Source organism: Curtobacterium sp. VKM Ac-2852 (genome assembly GCF_013205045.1).
GTDB classification, from domain to species: Bacteria; Actinomycetota; Actinomycetes; order Actinomycetales; family Microbacteriaceae; genus Curtobacterium; species Curtobacterium flaccumfaciens.
This window is the reverse complement of record NZ_JABMLI010000001.1, coordinates 945,650-960,680: the sequence shown is the minus strand read 5'-3', so window position 1 is coordinate 960,680 and position 15,031 is coordinate 945,650. Positions and strand designations below refer to the sequence as shown.

Sequence of the window (15,031 nt, the reverse complement as noted above, 5' to 3'; positions counted from 1 at the left end):
TGACCCGTGCCTGAAGGCGACACCGTCTACCGGGCTGCCCGCCGCCTGCACACCGCGCTGGCGGGCAAGGTCCTGACGAAGAGCGACTTCCGGGTCCCCGCGTTCGCGACGCTCGACCTGGTCGGCCGCACCGTCGACGAGGTCGTCCCCCGCGGCAAGCACCTGCTGCACCGCATCGGCGACCTGACCGTGCACTCGCACCTGAAGATGGAGGGCCGGTGGGACGTCTACGCGCCCGGTGACCGCTGGCGACGCCCGGCGCACCAGGCCCGGGCGATCCTGGACGCCGAGGGGGTCTCCACCGTCGGTTTCGCCCTCGGGGTGCTCGAGGTCGTGCCGCGCGACCAGGAGTCCGAGGTCGTCGGACACCTGGGGCCCGATCTGCTCGGCCCGGACTGGGACGCCGACCTGGCGCTCGCCAACCTGACCGAGGACCCCGAGCGCCCGGTCGGGTTGGCACTGCTCGACCAGCGGGTGCTCGCCGGGCTCGGCAACGTGTACCGGAACGAACTCTGCTTCCTGCGCGGTGTGCTGCCCACGCGTCCGGTCGGGCAGGTACCGGACCCGGCGCGGACGATCACGCTCGCGAGCCGACTGATCCTGGCGAACCGTGACCGCAGTGCCCGCGTCACCACCGGCGTCGACCGCCCGGGGCGACGCTTCTGGGTCTACGGTCGCGCCGGCAAGCCGTGTCTGCGGTGCGGGACCCCGATCCGGCACGGCGAACTCGGCGACTCGGAACTCACCCTGCGCGACACCTACTGGTGTCCGCGCTGTCAGACCTGACGCGCGGGGTGCAGGCGCGACGAGGCGGTCGCACGGACGGCGTCGGTGACCCGTTCGAGGAGCGGTGACGCCAGGTTCCAGCGCTGCCACCACAGCGCCACGTCGGCGTGCCGACCCGGGGCCAGCTCGACCAGGACACCGCGGTCGATCGCCTCGAGGCACTGCGCCTCGGGCAGCAGCCCCCACCCGAACCCGAGCGTGACCGCACGGGCGAAGTCGGCAGAGGTCGGGACGAAGTGGCGCGGGCCTCCGGGAGCGTGGCCGAGGATCTGCCGCAGGTACCCCTGCTGCAGGTCGTCGTCGCGGTCGTAGTCGACGAGCGGGACCTCGTCGAGCCGCCGGAGCATCCGCCGCTCGGTGCCGGTGTCGCCGAGGTAGCGGGCGACGAACGCCGGGGACGCCACCGCCCGGTACCGGTCGATGCCGAGCGGCACCGACGAGCAGCCCTGGACCGGATCCGCCTCGGCCGTCACGGCACCCATCACCGTGCCGGCGCGGAGCAGTTCGGCGGTGCGGTCCTGGTCCTCGCGGTGCAGGTCGAAGACCACCTCGGTGTCGGCCCGGACGAGGGCGAGGGCGTCGAGGAACCAGGTGCCGAGCGAGTCGGCGTTCACGGCCAGCGGGATCGACGGCACCACCGAGGAGCCGCCGCCGAGTGCTCGGGAGGTCTCCTCGTCGAGCAGCCGGACCTGCCGTGCGTGCCGGAGCACCACTGCACCGTCCGCGGTCGGGCGCACCGGGGTGGTGCGCTGGAGCAGGACCCGACCGACCAGCTGCTCCATGGACTTGATCCGCTGCGAGACCGCCGACGGGGTGATCGCCAGCGCGCGGGCGGCCGCGTCGAGTGTGCCGTGGTCGACGGCGGCGAGCAGCGTCTCGAGGTGCTCGCGCTGGAACCGGCTCATGCAGTTGAGCTTACGGCGCTGCAGGAATGTGAGCTGTACTACACCCGGGTCGGGCCTTAGCGTCGGACCGTGACCACGCTCCTGCCCCTGCTCTCCGGCCTCGGCACCGGCCTCGCACTGATCGTCGCGATCGGTGTGCAGAACACCTACCTGTTGCGCCTCGCCGTGAGCGCCGGGCTCCGGGTGGTGGCCGCTGCCGTCGTGGTGTGCGCCGCTTCGGATGCGCTGCTCATCGTCGCCGGGGTGCTCGGGGTCGGCGCCGTGGTCGAACGGTTCCCCGTGGCGCTCCTGGTGGTCCGGTTCGTCGGTGCCGCGTTCCTGCTCACCTACGGGGTGCTCGCGGCGCGGCGTGCGCTGCGGCCCTCGGGGGACGCGATGCGCGTGGCCGACGAGGCGGCCGACGATGGCGCGGTGGGCGCCAGCGCGGGCGCGGGGGTCGGCGCGACCACCGGCACGACGGTGGCGGCGGGGCGGACGCGCACCGCGCCTCCCGGCCAGGTGGTGACCATGCGGACGGCGGTGCTGACCATGCTCGTCTTCACGTGGGCGAACCCGCACGTCTACCTGGACACGCTGGTGTTCCTCGGGTCGGTGGCGAACCAGCAGGGTGCGGACGACCGGTGGCTCTGGACGATCGGTGCCGTCACGGCGAGCTGCCTGTGGTTCGGTGCGCTCGGGTTCGGCGGACGCCTGCTGCGGCCGCTGTTCGAGAAGCCGCTGACCTGGCGGGTGTTCGACGGCCTGGTCGCCGTCGTGATGCTCGCGTTCGGCGTGCTCCTGCTCGTCGGCGCGTAGCGACGCGCCGCGGCGGCGGCGGCGGCGGCGGCGGCGGCGGGCAGCAAAACACCGGTGTCCACACGCCGAACCGCGTTGTGCGGGTGTGCAACGTGCGAACACCGGTGTCTTGCGGAACCGCCCTACTGCATGCGCTGGCCGACGCGGCTGTGGCGACGGCTGTAGCCGAAGTAGATGACGAAGCCGATGACCAGCCAGACGACGAACCGCAGCCAGGTCTCGACCTCGAGGTTCAGCATCAGCCAGAAGCACAGCACCGCCGAGATGATCGGCAGCACCGGCGACCACGGCACCCGGAAGGCCCGCGGGGCGTCGGGCCGCGACCGACGCAGCACGACGATGCCGATCGACACCAGGACGAACGCCGACAGCGTGCCGATGTTGATCATGCCCTCGAGCTTGTCGACCGCGGTGAACCCGGCCAGCAGCGCCACGACGACACCGGCGACGACCTGCACGCGCACCGGCGTCTGCGTCTTCGGGTTGGTCTTGGAGAACCAGCGGGGCAGCAGGCCGTCGCGGCTCATCGAGAAGACGATGCGGGACAGGCCGAGCAGCAGCACCATGACGACGGTGGTCAGACCGATCAGCGAGCCGATGGCGATGATGCCGGCGGCCCACGGCAGTCCGACGATGTTGAACGCCGAGGCCAGCGACGGCGTCTTCTCCTCCGCCAGGCGCTGGTACGAGACCATGCCGGTGATGACGATGCTGACGCCGACGTAGAGCAGGGTCACGATGCCGAGGCCGATGAAGATGCCGCGCGGCAGGGTCTTCTGGGGGTTCTCGGTCTCCTCGGCACTGGTGGCGACGACGTCGAAGCCGATGAAGGCGAAGAACACCAGGGACGCCGCGGCGAGCAGGCCGAAGACGCCGTACTGGGCGGGCTCGGCACCGGTGAACCAGGACACGAGCGACTGGGTCCAGACGCTGCCCTCGGCGCCCTTGGCGGGCTCGGCCGGCGGGATGAACGGGGTGAAGTTCGCGGCCTTGACGAAGAACGCACCGGCGACGATGACGAACACGACGATGGCGACCTTGATGACGGTGATGACCGCCGACACCCGCGAGGACAGGCGGGTGCCGAAGGCGAGGAGCACCGTGAAGATCCCGACGATGAGCACCGGACCCCAGGTGAACGGGATCGGACCGAGCTGGATCGTGCTCGGCAGGCCGACACCGAACACCTTGAACGCTTCGCTGAGGTAGATACCCCAGTACTTCGCGATCACGGCACTGGCCGTGAGGGTCTCGAGGATGAGGTCCCAGCCCACGATCCAGGCGAGGAGCTCACCCATCGTGGCGTAGGTGAACGTGTACGCGGAGCCGGCGACGGGGATCGTCGACGCGAACTCGGCGTAGCACATGATCGCCAGGCCGCAGGTGACGGCGGCGAGCAGGAAGGAGATGATGACGCCGGGCCCGGCGAAGTTCGCGGCGGCGTTCGCGCCGACCGAGAAGATGCCGGCGCCGACGGCGACCGCGATCCCCATCGCGGCGATGTCGAACGTCTTCAGGGAGCGTTTCAGGGACCTGCCCTGCTCCTCGGAGTCGGCCAGGGAGGCCTCGATCGACTTGATGCGGAGCTTCGTTGCCATGGGGTGGATCCCGTCATCGGCTGGCGGCGGACCTCGGAAGGGTACTGGTGTACCACTGTGTCACGCAAAGCGTCCGCCCGGACGGTGGCCGGGTCCGGCGACGGCCAGGAGGCCCGGCACCGGTCCGGCACGCACCGCTCGGTCGGCCGACGGATGCGTCCAGGGCCGCGGTCGCGGGGTGCGGTTGTGCTCGCGTCAGCGGCCCGCGCGCCAGTCCGCCAGGAACCGGGCGCCAGCCTCGTCGTGGATCACGCCCTCGGGGGCGGTGAGCACCGGGTACGGCGTGGCCGGCACCCCGTCGGCGGGACGGACGTCGACGTGGGCGACCTCGTGGCCGTGGGCGTGCAGCCAGTCCGCCATGGCGTAGTCGCTGCGGGAGTCCCCCACGGTGCGCCAGGTGACCGGGAGCTCGCCGTCCTGCCCGAGGAGCTCGAGCGAGCGCTCGGCCCCCAGGTCCTTGCCACTGCGGTCGGACTCGACGTCGGTCGAGATGATCGTGGGGTCGATGCGCCACTGCACGGCGCCGTCGGCGTCGGGTCGGACGTCGTCGAGTCGGCGGACACCGAGCCCGCGACGCTCGAGCGCTGCCACGGCCTTCGCGTCGAACTCCGGCTGGCGAGCCAGGTAGGTGGCGTTCGGCACCTCGACGCGCTGCTCGATCGACACCATGGCGCGCTTCGTCTCGTCGAAGAACACCAGGTCGGCGTACTCGTCGCGGACCAGCTCGCGCATCTCGTCGGCGTAGTCCCGCGGCAGCGCGAGGTCCTCGGCGACCGTCAGTTCGCCCATGCCGCCGTCGTACTGCGGACCGATCGAGCACCACACGGCGCCCTTCTCGCAGACGGCGTGGACCCGGCCACCTTCGGCGAGGCCACCGGCGAGCAGCGGGCCGACGACCTCGGAGCGGATGAACGCGTCGCTGCGCCCGGTGTTGAAGACGATCGGGATGCCCTCGGCGGCGAGCGCGACGAGGTCCGCGACGATGCTCGGGATCGCGATGGTGCGGGAGACCGGGCTGGCGATGGGCCCGTCGACGTCGAGCAGGAGACCGAGGCGGGGTGCGTTCACCCGCCCATCCTCTCGCAGTCAGCTGCTGGGCGAGACGATCCGGCTCCGGACGCGGTCGATCAGGGCTCCGAGGGCCGCCGGGGCGGGGACGTGTCCCTGCCCGGGCACCTCGGTGTACTCCGAACCGGGCACCGCGTCGACGAGGGCGCGGGCCGCACGACGCATCCACTCGAGTCCGTCGCCACCGGCGCCGACGAGCACCGGCACCCCCACGGCGGCAGCAACGCGCTCGGGCACGGCGAGGCCGTTCAGCACACGGACCTCGCGGCTGAGCACGTGGGCGTCGACGACCAGGGAGCGCCAGAGCGAGCCCTTGAGCCGCAGTGCCGTGACCTGGCCCATCGGGACCCCGAGCACCTGGGTCAGGAACCCGCGGACGGCCTGGGCCCGGCGGCCGGCACCGACGTGTTCGTCGAGCAGGTCGGCGAACACGACGTCGTCGGCGTGGGGGTCGACCGATGCGCGGTACGGCGGTTCCCACAGGACGGCACCGTCGACGGGCAGTCCGGTGGCGAGCCCGTGCAGGACGACGCCGGCGCCGACGCAGATGCCGACGGCGGTGGTCGGTGCACCGATGCTCTCGACGACGGCGCGCAGGTCGTCGACCTCGCGCTCGATCGCCCACGTCGCGGAGTCACCGCTGGCACCACGGCCACGGCGGTCGTAGGTCACCACGCGGTGGGTCGAGCCGAGCTCGGCGACCACGCGGTCGAGGTACGGGGTCCCCCGGTGGTCGAAGGCACCGCCCACGACGACGACCGCCGGCCCGTCCCCCGCCTCGGAGACGGCGATGGTGGTGCCGTCGGAGGAGACGACCGTTCGGTCGACTGGAGGGAGCATGGGGTCCTTTGCGAGCTGTCGACGGCGATGCGTCGGGCCTCGGAGGGGACCGTGCGGATTACCGGTCCTCCGAGTGTCGCAGGCGTGGGAGCCCGTGTCTCCCCCCGCTTCCAGGGGCAGAACCCCACCGCTCGACACCGTGGTGGTCGCCGTGCCATGCTGTTTGAGTACACCTGTACTCACACGATCACCGCCACTGCAACGGGGAACCATGACACTCATCGCCATCGTCGCCTGCGAGATCGCCTTCTGGGTCGCGATCCTCGGCGGCCTGACCACCCGGTACCTGCTGCGCCGGCCGCGGACGGGTGCGGCGATGCTCGTCGCGGCACCCGTGATCGACGTGGTGCTGCTCGCGGTCGTCACGGTCGACCTGCTCGGCGGTGGGACCGCGTCGTGGCACCACGGACTCGCGGCGATCTACATCGGCTTCTCGGTCGCGTACGGGCACCGGATGATCGCGTGGGCGGACGTCCGGTTCACGCACCGGTTCGCCGGCGGTCCGGCACCGGAACGCCTGAGTGGACGGCGGTACACGGCCCGGTGCTGGGGCGACGTGCTGCGGACCGGGCTCGCCGTGCTGATCGCCGGTGGGATCATCGGCGGACTCGTCCTCGTCGTCGGGGACCCGGAGCGCACGGACGAACTGCAGGGCACGGTCGCACTGCTCGGGGTGGTCCTGGGCGTCGAACTGCTGTGGGCGATCAGTTACACGATCTGGCCACGCCGAGTCACCACCGCAGCCGCGGACCCGGCCGGCGCGTCGAGCCAGCCGTAGGCTGACCCGGTGCCCCGCCGTGTCGACCTCGAGGAACGGGGATCCCTGGTGGCCGCGGCCTGCCTGCGGATCCTGGAGCGGGACGGCCTCAGCGCACTGTCCGTGCGGAACGTCGCGGACGAGGCCGGCATCGCCCCGGCGTCACTCCGCCGCGTGTTCCCGACGCAGGACGCCCTGCGCGAGCACTGCCTGACGATCATCGAGGAACGGGTCACCGCTCGGCTCGCCGCCCTGCGTTCGACGGGTCGTGCGCTCGCACTGGACGTCCTCGCCCAGGTGCTGCCGCTCGACGCCGAGCGCACGACCGAGATCCTGGCGCAGGTGCAGCTCGGCGTGCTCGCGCGCACCGACGAACACCTGGCCGCGAGCGCCCGACGCCTGAACGACGGGGTCAGCCGGGTGTGCACCCGGGCGCTGGAGATCCTGCGCGAGGACGGCAGCTTCGGTGCCGATCGCGACCTGACCGATGAGGCGGACCGGCTGCACGCGCTGATCGACGGGCTGGCGATCGAGCACACGTGGGACCCGACGGCACGTGCGCCGGAGCGGGTCCTGGCGCTCGTCGAGCTGCACGTGGACAGCCTGCGCGGCGCGATCGGCTGACGGCTGACGACTGACGACTGACGGCTGCCGGCTCAGCGGTCCCGGTAGACCTCGCGCCGGTGCCCAGCGTCGACGACCACCACGACGAGCTCGCCGTCGTCGATCCGGTAGATCAGTCGGTAGTCCCCCGAGCGGACTCGCCACCCGGGCCGGTTCACGAGCTTGCGTGCGGCGGGTGGTCGGGGGTGCTCGGCGAGGATCGCGAGGAGCCCCTCGATCCGCCGCCGTCCGTCGAGCGGGAGCTTGCGGATGACGCGTTGCGCGGCCGGGATGACCTCGACCGAGTACGTCACCCGAGGCCGAGTTCGCGCTTGAGGTCGTCCCACTTGACGTTCTCGCCACCGATGCGGGCACTCTCGGCGACGGCTTCGTCGTAGGCGACCAGGTCGTCCAGGTCCTCCGCCGCCTCGAGCAACCGGTCGAGGACGGCCGCGTCGACCACGGCGGCGACGCGCTTGTTCCGCCGGGTCAGGTAGACGGGTTCGTGTCGGGCATCGTCGATGATCGACGCCAGACGGCCACGGGCTTCGGAGATCGACACTTCGCTCACCTGTACATTCTAGAGCGTTTTGTACAAATCAGACGAGTGCCGTGGTGCCGACCGACTCCCGTTCGAGCAGGGACCGCTTGACGTCGAGCCCCCACGCGAAGCCCCCGAGCGTGCCGTCCGAGCGCAGCACCCGGTGGCACGGGACGAAGAGCGCGGGGGCGTTCCGGGCGCACACGCTCGCCGCCGCCCGCACCGCGTCGGGCCGGCCCATCGCCGCCGCGAACCCGGTGTAGGTCAGGGTGCCGCCGGCGGGGATCCGGCGAAGCTGGCGCCACCCCTCGGTGAAGAGCTCGGTGCCGAACTGCCGGACCGGTACCTGCATGGCGTGCTCGACCTCGCCCGAGTAGAAGGCGTCAACGGCGTCGGCCGAGGCGACCACGCCGTCGAGCACGCGGTCGGGGCGGTGGCGATCGGCCAGGCGGGCGAGGATCCGCTCGACGGAGTCGGTCCACCCGGAGGCGAGGACCCTGCCCTCGGCGTCCTCGAGCACGGTGAACGGCCCGTCGGGGGTGTCCAGGGTCTGGATGGTTGCGTCGGTCATCGGTCGTCCTTCCGGGGGTCCTCGGGGGCACGGGCTGCACGGGCGCCGGCGGTCGCGGTCATCGCGCGGTCGATGATCGGTCGCCAGCAGTGCATCGTGAGGTAGCTCCGCCAGGGGGCCACCTGCTCCGACCATAGGGAGAGCTCGCGCGCCGTTCCGGGCAGCCCGAGTTCCTGTGCACCGTTCCGTACGGCGAGGTCGCTGTGGAGGAAGATGTCGGGGTGGTGCCGGACCCGCAGCGCGACGTAGTCGGCGGTCCACGGCCCGATGCCCTTCACCGCGAGGAGTCCGTCGCGCAGGTCACCGAGGGACTGCCCACCGTCCACCACCAGGGACCCGTCGGCGAGCGCGGCGGCCACCCGCAGGATCGTGTCGACGCGGGCGGCCGGACCGCGCAGGACCTCGCGCCCGCGTTCGGCGATCACCGCCGCCGACGGGAAGAGCAGCCCGCCTGGCCGGATGGCGTCCGGCACCGTCGCACCGAGTGCGGCCACGAGCCGGCTCTGCGCGGTGCGCGCCGCGGCCACCGAGACCTGCTGCCCGATCAGGGTGCGGAACACGATCTCGTGCGCGTCCACCGCGCCGGGGAGCCGGAGACCGGGCACGCGGGCGACGGGTCCGGCGAGCTCGGGCACGGCCCCGAGGACGGCGTCGACGGCGACCGGGTCGGCGTCGAGGTCGAACAGTGCCCGGACACGCGCCACGAGGGCCGGCAGGTCGGAGAGGTCGGTGACCCGCACACGCAGGTCGATCCCGGTGCCCCGCCCGGCCACGTCGGGGACGGCGGCCGACGCGCTGAACCAACCCGGGCCTCCAGGCAGGTCGACCAGCCGCCCGTACGACGTGACTCGACCGGCGGGGTCGGTGTCCACCTGCTCCGTGCCCGGCAGGGCGTGCAGCGCGTGCCAGTCGAGCAGGCCCTGCGCGTCGAAGGGTGCCCGGGCCGGCAGGTGGACGCGGAGTGCGCCGTCGCCGCCGTCCGTGGCGCCGTCGACTCCCCCGGACCGGCGTGCGCGGAGCTCGGTCGGGGTGACGGCGAAGACCTCGCGCACGGTGTCGTTGAACTGTCGGACGCTGGCGAACCCCGCGGCGAACGCGACGTCGGCGACGGGCAGATCGGACGAGGTGAGCAGGGTCCGCGCGGTCTGCGCCCGGTGCGCCCGGCTGAGCGCCTTCGGCCCGGCGCCCAGCTCGGCCGTCATGATGCGGTTGAGCTGCCGCTCCGAGTACCCCACGCGCGCGGCGAGCCCGGGCACGCCGTCGCGCTCGACGACACCATCGAGGACGAGCCGCATCGCCCGGCCGGCGACGTCCTCGCGCAGGTCCCACTCGGGGCTGCCGGGGGTCGCCTCGGGCAGGCAGCGCTTGCAGGCGCGGAAGCCGGCCAGGTGCGCTGCGGCGCTCGTGCGGTAGAAGGTGACGCCCGAGACCCTCGGCGTGCGGGCCGGGCAGCTGGGCCGGCAGTAGATGCCGGTGGAGTGCACGGCGGTGACGAACTGGCCGTCGAAGCGCGCGTCGCGCGAGGCGACGGCGCGGTGCCGTTCGGCGTGCAGCGCGTCGGGCTGCGCGTCGGTGTCCGGGCTGGTCATGGGCTCAGCCTGACATGCGCCGCCGACGTCGACTGGCGGGAATCGGACGGAGCAGCGCACGGCCGGGAGGCCCGGCTAGCGTTGGCCACGTGACTCCCGCAGACGACGTGGCCGGTCTCGACGACCTGCCGTTCCGGACCGAGGTCGAGGTCGCGCTGCTGCTCGTCTCGCCGCGGCACCGGTACGAGGGGCGCCCGGCCGACGGCGCGCTGCCGGTGCGCGCGGACGATCCGGACGAGTCACGCGACCGGATCGAGCTGCGGGCCGGGCTGGGCATCGTCGGTGACCGGTACTTCGCGGCCCGGGCGCACGTGCACGCCTCGGTCACGGTGATCGGCCTGGAGGGGCTCGAAGCCGTCGGTCAGGCCATCGGTGCCACCGTCGACCCCGCTGCGACCCGGCGGAATGTGTTCCTGCGGGGCGCCGACGTCGAGGCACTTCGGGGCGAGCCGTTCTCGCTGGAGAGCGTGACGCCGGACGCGGGTGACGGACCGGTCCGGTTCCGTGGCTACCGTGCGGCGAACCCCTGCGCCTGGATGGACCACGAGGTGGCCCCCGGGGCGTTCCGGGCGATGCGGGGCCGGGGCGGCGTGCGGTGCGACCCGGAGTCCGACGGTGTGCTCACCCTCGGACCCGCGGTGCTCCGCACGGCCCGCTCCGTGGCGCTCGGCTGACGCGGTCGCCGAGCGGCGAGACGCTCGTCGGCGCAGTGCTCAGGCGGTGAGGGCGCTCTCGATCGCGTCGACGAACGCCGGCAGGTCGTCCGGGGTGCGGGAGGTGATGAAGCCGCCGTCGACCTGGACCTCCTGGTCGACCCACTCGGCTCCGGCGTTGCGCAGGTCGGTCTGCAGCGACGGGAAGGACGTGACGGTCTTGCCCGACAGCACGCCCGCCTCGACGAGGGTCCACGGACCGTGGCAGATCGCCGCGACCGGCTTGCTCGCCTCGGCGAAGGCCTGCACGAGCGTCGCGGCGCGGGACTCCTGGCGCAGCGTGTCGGCGTTGATGGTGCCGCCGGGGATCACGAGGGCGTCGAAGTCCTTCGCGTCGACACCGGCGATGGTGGTGTCCGGCTCGAGCGTCTGCCCCGGGTCCTTGTCGCCGACCAGCGTCTGGATCGTGCCGGTCTCCTTCGCCGCCACGGTCACCGAGGCACCGCGCTCACGCAGCTGCTCGGTGGGGACGACGATCTCGTCCTGCTCCACGCCGTAGTTCGTCGTGATGACGAGGATCTTCTTGCCGTCGAGGGTTGCCATGATCGCTCCTTCCGCGGCCCGGTCGTTCCGGCCGCACACCCGAGGGTCGTCGGCGTCGGCTGGGCAGGCGTGCAGGGGCGGCTCGGGGTCCGGTCGGACGGTCGGACGGTCGGGCGGTCGGGCGGTCGCAACACCCCGCTCACGTCCGCCGGACGGTCGCAAAACGTCGGCTGGCGGCGGCGCAGCCGACGGTTCCTGACCACTGGGCGCAGGCCGGGCGGGGTGCCCTGACCGACGGGCGAGGCGCCGTGGACGCGCCCACAGTCGGCCTGGAGGCACGGTGCCGGCCCGCCACGGGTCTCCAGGCCGCCACCCGACCGGTCGCAACCCCCCGCTCACGTCCGCCGGACGGTCGCAAACCGTCGACTGGCGGCGGCGCAGCCGACGGTTCCTGACCACTCAGCGCAGGCCGGGCGGGGACGCCCGACCGGCCGGCGAGGCGCCGTGGACGCGCCCACAGCCGGCCTGGAGGCACGGTGCCAGCCCGCCACGGGCCTCCAGGCCGCCACCCGACCGGTCGCAACCCCCCGCTCACGTCCGCCGAGCGGTCACGAAGCGTCGGCTGGCGGCGGCGCAGCCGACGGTTCCTGACCACTCAGCGCAGGCCGGGCGGGGAGTCCTGACCGGCCGGCGGGCCGACGCGCCGGGCAGGGCGGGCGCCGCGCTCAGCCGCGGATGCGGAAGGCGTCGCCGTCGCGCTCGACGGTCAGGCCGTCGTACCCGTGGACCCGGTGCAGGCCGGCCGTCACCGGGTGCTCGAGGGACCCGACGACGACCGTGGTCGCGCCGGAGGCGATGGCGGACTCGAGTCCGGCGGGGGCGTCCTCGAACGCCACACAGTCGGTCGGGTCGACGCCGAGCAGGGCAGCTCCGCGCAGGTAGCCGTCGGGGTGGGGCTTGCCGTGCTCGACGTCCTCCGAGGGCACGAAGGCCTCGGGCACGGCGAACCCGGCGGCCGCCATCCTGCCCGCGGCGAGGTCACGCGGGGCGCTCGTCACGAGGGCCACCGGGACACCGAGTTCGACGAGTCGCTGCACGAAGGCGACGGCTCCGGGGATCTCGAGGATGCCCTCGGTGCTCGCGGTCTCCTCGGCGACGAGTTCCGCCGCGATCCGCTGCTGCTCGGCCAGGGGCAGGTCGGGCAGGAAGCGCCGCAGGGTGTCGATCGCCTGCCGCCCGTGCGAGAACGCGAGGATCTCGTCGGGGTCGATGCCGTTCGCGGTCCCGAACCGGGTCCAGGTCGCCTCCACCACCGCGGTCGAGTCGACGAGGGTCCCGTCCATGTCGAAGAGGACCCCGGACGCCACGATGTCGATCACGCGCCCGACCCTAGCCCACGGGCGTCAGCGCGCCCCCGACGCCCGCACGGGCGGGGTCAGCGCGCCCGGACGTACCGGGTGAGCAGCACGCCGCCGGCGCCGAGCAGCACGTGCGCCGGTCGCATCCGCCGGAGTTCCGGCGAGGACCCCCGGGCGATGCGCGGCCCCGCCCCGCCCTCGAGCGACGGGTCGATCGTCAGGGTCAGCTCGTCGACGGCGTCCGCGGCGATGAGCGCCCCGAGGAACGACGGCCCGCCCTCGCAGTGGATCATCCCGAGGCCACGGCCCGCCAACAGCCCACGGATCCGTCCGGCGTCCACCGAGTCCGGGTCGTCGTCCGCGCTGCAGGGGACGACGTCGGCGACCTCGGCGAGCGCCCGGGCCTTCGACGACGCAGCCGCCGTCGCCGACGTCAGGACGATCGGGCGCACCGGCGCCTCGGTGAACACCCGCGACGTCGGGTCGAGCGACAGCGACCCGGTGACGATCGCGAACACGGGGTGGTCCGGCATGCCGTGGGCCCGCCGCCAGGCGACGTCGGTGTCGTGCAGGACCATCGGCCCGTAGCCCTCGTCGCGGACCGTGCCGGCGGCGACGAGCACGACGTCGGCCACCCGCCGGAGCAGGTCGAAGACGCGCAGGTCGTCGTCGCCGCCGAGCGACCCGGACACCCCGGCGGCCGAGGCCGAACCGTCCAGCGTGGCGACGAAGTTCACGCGGAGCCAGGGGGCCCCGGCGTCGGCGGTGTAGAACTCGAGCAGGTCGTCGTCGGACAGGTCCGCGATCGACGGGGGCAGGATGTTCACGTGTTGTGCCTCGATTCCACGGGGGTGCGCCATCCGAGGGTGGCCTCGACCATGCGCATCGCGTCGACGCTCTCGGCGACGTCGTGCATCCGGACGATCCGGGCGCCGAGCATCGCGCTCACGGTCGCCACGGCGAGCGATCCGGAGAGCCGTTCACCGCGGGGGCGGCCGAGCGACTCCCCCACGAAGTCCTTGTTGGACACCGCGGCGAGGACCGGGTAGCCGAGCGCGACGACCTCGGGCAGTCGACGGGTGAGCTCGAGGGTGTGCACGGTGTTCTTGTGCAGGTCGTGACCCGGGTCGACGATGATCCGCGACTCGGGGATGCCCGCGGCGAGTGCCCGGTCGACCCGTTCGCGCAGGAACACGACGACCTCGCCCGCGATGTCGCCGTACTGCGGCGGCACCGGCAGGGGCCGTCGGGGTTCGGCGAGCGAGTGCGTGATGACGACGGTGGCGTCGGAGTCGGCGACCACGGCGGCCATCCGCGGGTCGGACAGGCCGGTGGTGTCGTTGACGACGGTCGCCCCGGCCGCGATCGCCGCCGCGGCGACCTCGGGACGGAAGGTGTCGACGCTGATGACGACGTCGGACTGCTGGGCGAGCTGCTCGACGACGGGCACGACGCGGTCGATCTCGTCGGAGGCGGGCAGCTCCGGGCCGGGGGCGAACTTCACGCCGCCGATGTCGACCCAGTCGGCGCCCTGCTCGGCGGCCCTCACCGAGGCGGCGACGGCCCGGTCGAGCTCGAAGGTGGCGCCCCGGTCGTGGAACGAGTCGGGGGTGCGGTTCACGATCGCCATCACGGCGATGCGGTGGTCGAAATCGATGGTGCGGCGGCCGAACGTCCGGACCGGGTGGCGCAGGTCCGGCACGATCCAGCCGGGTCCGGCCGTGCCGTCGGGGAGGCCCGTCATGCGTCCGCCCCGGCACTCGCGTCGTGCCCGGCGTCGGTCGCACGCCCCGCGCCGATGAGCGCGATCGCCTCGGCCCGTCCCGCCGTGTCGGCCAGCGAACCGGTCGCCGCCACCGTCACGGTCGTCGAACCGGTCTGACGCTCCCCACGCGTCGTGACGCACTGGTGCTGCGCGTCGAGGACCACCAGGACGCCCTCGGCGCCGAGCCCCTCGGCGATGGTCGCGGCGACCTGTTCGCCGAGCCGCTCCTGCAGCTGCGGACGGGAGGCCACCGCGTCGAGCACCCGCGCCAGCGTGCCGAGCCCGATGAGGCGGTCACCCGGCGCGTACGCCAGGTGCGCGACCCCGAGGAACGGCAGCAGGTGGTGCTCGCAGACGGAGCGGAACTTCACGTCCCGGACGATGACGAGCCGACCGCGCTCGCCGTCCTCGGCGTGCACGGTGCCCTCCCGGGCGATGGCGACCGCGTCGGTGCCGATCCCGGAGAAGAACTCGGCGTACGAGTCGGCGACACGGGCGGGGGTGCGGGTGAGTTCCGGGCGGTCGGGATCCTCGCCGATGGCGAGCAGCAGCTCGCGGACGGCGGCCTCGACACGGGCGCGGTCCATGGGTGACGTCACCCGCTCATCCAACACCAGCCGTGGCCGGAGAACGCGGGCAGACGCCCAGCGCGAGGTGCG

Annotated in this window: 18 protein-coding genes; 5 read left to right on the top strand and 13 right to left on the bottom strand. The window is 73.1% G+C overall.

Translation table 11 applies throughout. The features are described 5' to 3' along the window. Positions 1–6: 6 nt before the first annotated feature. On the top strand, positions 7–786 hold the full coding sequence (locus tag HQQ79_RS04765) for an Fpg/Nei family DNA glycosylase (RefSeq protein ID WP_110859462.1): 780 nt from the start codon (positions 7–9) through the stop codon (positions 784–786). On the opposite strand, the gene HQQ79_RS04760 is transcribed toward HQQ79_RS04765, so the two are convergent. Further along, entirely contained in the window at positions 777–1,691 is a 915-nt protein-coding gene (locus tag HQQ79_RS04760) for a LysR family transcriptional regulator ArgP (protein ID WP_173032712.1), read from the bottom strand. The two genes, HQQ79_RS04765 and HQQ79_RS04760, sit on opposite strands and share 10 nt — an antisense overlap. Positions 1,692–1,760: 69 nt before the next feature. Here HQQ79_RS04760 and HQQ79_RS04755 point away from each other — a divergent pair, with 69 nt between their 5' ends. Further along, on the top strand, positions 1,761–2,486 hold the full coding sequence (locus tag HQQ79_RS04755; RefSeq protein WP_173032710.1) for a LysE family transporter: 726 nt from the start codon (positions 1,761–1,763) through the stop codon (positions 2,484–2,486). Between the two features lie 122 nt (positions 2,487–2,608). On the opposite strand, the gene HQQ79_RS04750 is transcribed toward HQQ79_RS04755, so the two are convergent. From HQQ79_RS04750 to HQQ79_RS04740, 3 genes are all read right to left on the bottom strand, one after another. After that, entirely contained in the window at positions 2,609–4,084 is a 1,476-nt protein-coding gene (locus HQQ79_RS04750) for an APC family permease (protein WP_111056552.1), read from the bottom strand. 195 nt (positions 4,085–4,279) lie between these two features. Further along, the gene (locus tag HQQ79_RS04745; RefSeq protein ID WP_173032708.1) at positions 4,280–5,152 is read right to left on the bottom strand and encodes a hypothetical protein; all 873 of its coding nucleotides are present in this window, start codon (positions 5,150–5,152) and stop codon (positions 4,280–4,282) included. 18 nt (positions 5,153–5,170) lie between these two features. Continuing rightward, complete coding sequence (locus HQQ79_RS04740) at positions 5,171–5,992, bottom strand: alpha/beta fold hydrolase (protein ID WP_051597007.1); 822 nt, start codon at positions 5,990–5,992, stop codon at positions 5,171–5,173. A gap of 211 nt (positions 5,993–6,203) precedes the next feature. Here HQQ79_RS04740 and HQQ79_RS04735 point away from each other — a divergent pair, with 211 nt between their 5' ends. Together HQQ79_RS04735 and HQQ79_RS04730 are read left to right on the top strand one after the other, a co-directional pair. Continuing rightward, positions 6,204–6,770, top strand: a complete 567-nt coding sequence (locus HQQ79_RS04735; protein WP_173032706.1) for a hypothetical protein — start codon at positions 6,204–6,206, stop codon at positions 6,768–6,770. A 9-nt stretch (positions 6,771–6,779) separates the two neighbouring features. Next, the gene (locus tag HQQ79_RS04730) at positions 6,780–7,373 is read left to right on the top strand and encodes a TetR/AcrR family transcriptional regulator (RefSeq protein WP_138802081.1); all 594 of its coding nucleotides are present in this window, start codon (positions 6,780–6,782) and stop codon (positions 7,371–7,373) included. A 32-nt stretch (positions 7,374–7,405) separates the two neighbouring features. Here HQQ79_RS04730 and HQQ79_RS04725 read toward each other — a convergent pair whose 3' ends face one another. The 4 genes from HQQ79_RS04725 to HQQ79_RS04710 are packed head-to-tail and all read right to left on the bottom strand — an operon-like array spanning position 7,406 to position 10,053. Continuing rightward, positions 7,406–7,666, bottom strand: a complete 261-nt coding sequence (locus HQQ79_RS04725; RefSeq protein WP_173032703.1) for a type II toxin-antitoxin system RelE/ParE family toxin — start codon at positions 7,664–7,666, stop codon at positions 7,406–7,408. After that, the gene (locus tag HQQ79_RS04720) at positions 7,663–7,923 is read right to left on the bottom strand and encodes a type II toxin-antitoxin system Phd/YefM family antitoxin (RefSeq protein WP_027466775.1); all 261 of its coding nucleotides are present in this window, start codon (positions 7,921–7,923) and stop codon (positions 7,663–7,665) included. Before HQQ79_RS04720 ends, HQQ79_RS04725 begins: the two co-directional genes overlap by 4 nt. Before the next feature lie 28 nt (positions 7,924–7,951). Next, positions 7,952–8,464: a methylated-DNA--[protein]-cysteine S-methyltransferase gene (locus HQQ79_RS04715; protein WP_017885832.1), complete on the bottom strand. Its 513-nt coding sequence runs from the start codon at positions 8,462–8,464 to the stop codon at positions 7,952–7,954. Further along, positions 8,461–10,053 (bottom strand): AlkA N-terminal domain-containing protein, encoded by a 1,593-nt coding sequence (locus tag HQQ79_RS04710; RefSeq protein ID WP_173032701.1) that lies wholly within the window; start codon positions 10,051–10,053, stop codon positions 8,461–8,463. Before HQQ79_RS04710 ends, HQQ79_RS04715 begins: the two co-directional genes overlap by 4 nt. An 89-nt stretch (positions 10,054–10,142) precedes the next feature. Between HQQ79_RS04710 and HQQ79_RS04705 the strand changes: the two genes are divergently transcribed. Next, complete coding sequence (locus HQQ79_RS04705; RefSeq protein WP_367948059.1) at positions 10,143–10,727, top strand: molybdenum cofactor biosysynthesis protein; 585 nt, start codon at positions 10,143–10,145, stop codon at positions 10,725–10,727. 39 nt (positions 10,728–10,766) lie between these two features. Here the strand turns inward: HQQ79_RS04705 and HQQ79_RS04700 are convergent, their stop codons facing one another. The 5 genes from HQQ79_RS04700 to folE all read right to left on the bottom strand — a co-directional run bounded on the left by HQQ79_RS04700 (position 10,767) and on the right by folE (position 14,959). Further along, positions 10,767–11,309 (bottom strand): type 1 glutamine amidotransferase domain-containing protein, encoded by a 543-nt coding sequence (locus HQQ79_RS04700; protein ID WP_071245566.1) that lies wholly within the window; start codon positions 11,307–11,309, stop codon positions 10,767–10,769. A gap of 665 nt (positions 11,310–11,974) precedes the next feature. Continuing rightward, positions 11,975–12,628: an HAD-IA family hydrolase gene (locus HQQ79_RS04695; protein ID WP_173032699.1), complete on the bottom strand. Its 654-nt coding sequence runs from the start codon at positions 12,626–12,628 to the stop codon at positions 11,975–11,977. Positions 12,629–12,684: 56 nt separating this feature from the next. Beyond that, positions 12,685–13,434 (bottom strand): pyrimidine reductase family protein, encoded by a 750-nt coding sequence (locus tag HQQ79_RS04690; RefSeq protein WP_367948058.1) that lies wholly within the window; start codon positions 13,432–13,434, stop codon positions 12,685–12,687. Then, complete coding sequence (gene folP, locus HQQ79_RS04685) at positions 13,431–14,351, bottom strand: dihydropteroate synthase (protein WP_173032696.1); 921 nt, start codon at positions 14,349–14,351, stop codon at positions 13,431–13,433. The genes HQQ79_RS04690 and folP overlap by 4 nt, the downstream gene beginning before the upstream one ends. Beyond that, a complete protein-coding gene (gene folE, locus HQQ79_RS04680) occupies positions 14,348–14,959 on the bottom strand; it encodes a GTP cyclohydrolase I (protein WP_173033117.1) in 612 nt (203 codons plus the stop codon). Before folE ends, folP begins: the two co-directional genes overlap by 4 nt. Between the last annotated feature and the right edge of the window lie 72 nt (positions 14,960–15,031).

Excerpts from the sequence above, each read along its gene's own strand:
- HQQ79_RS04760 (WP_173032712.1), bottom strand. The coding sequence starts at position 1,691 with ATGAGCCGGTTCCAGCGCGAGCACCTCGAGACGCTGCTCGCCGCCGTC.
- HQQ79_RS04750 (WP_111056552.1), bottom strand. The coding sequence starts at position 4,084 with ATGGCAACGAAGCTCCGCATCAAGTCGATCGAGGCCTCCCTGGCCGAC.
- HQQ79_RS04740 (WP_051597007.1), bottom strand. The coding sequence starts at position 5,992 with ATGCTCCCTCCAGTCGACCGAACGGTCGTCTCCTCCGACGGCACCACC.
- HQQ79_RS04735 (WP_173032706.1), top strand. The coding sequence starts at position 6,204 with ATGACACTCATCGCCATCGTCGCCTGCGAGATCGCCTTCTGGGTCGCG.
- HQQ79_RS04715 (WP_017885832.1), bottom strand. The coding sequence starts at position 8,464 with ATGACCGACGCAACCATCCAGACCCTGGACACCCCCGACGGGCCGTTC.
- HQQ79_RS04710 (WP_173032701.1), bottom strand. The coding sequence starts at position 10,053 with ATGACCAGCCCGGACACCGACGCGCAGCCCGACGCGCTGCACGCCGAA.
- HQQ79_RS04700 (WP_071245566.1), bottom strand. The coding sequence starts at position 11,309 with ATGGCAACCCTCGACGGCAAGAAGATCCTCGTCATCACGACGAACTAC.
- folP (WP_173032696.1), bottom strand. The coding sequence starts at position 14,351 with ATGACGGGCCTCCCCGACGGCACGGCCGGACCCGGCTGGATCGTGCCG.
- folE (WP_173033117.1), bottom strand. The coding sequence starts at position 14,959 with ATGGACCGCGCCCGTGTCGAGGCCGCCGTCCGCGAGCTGCTGCTCGCC.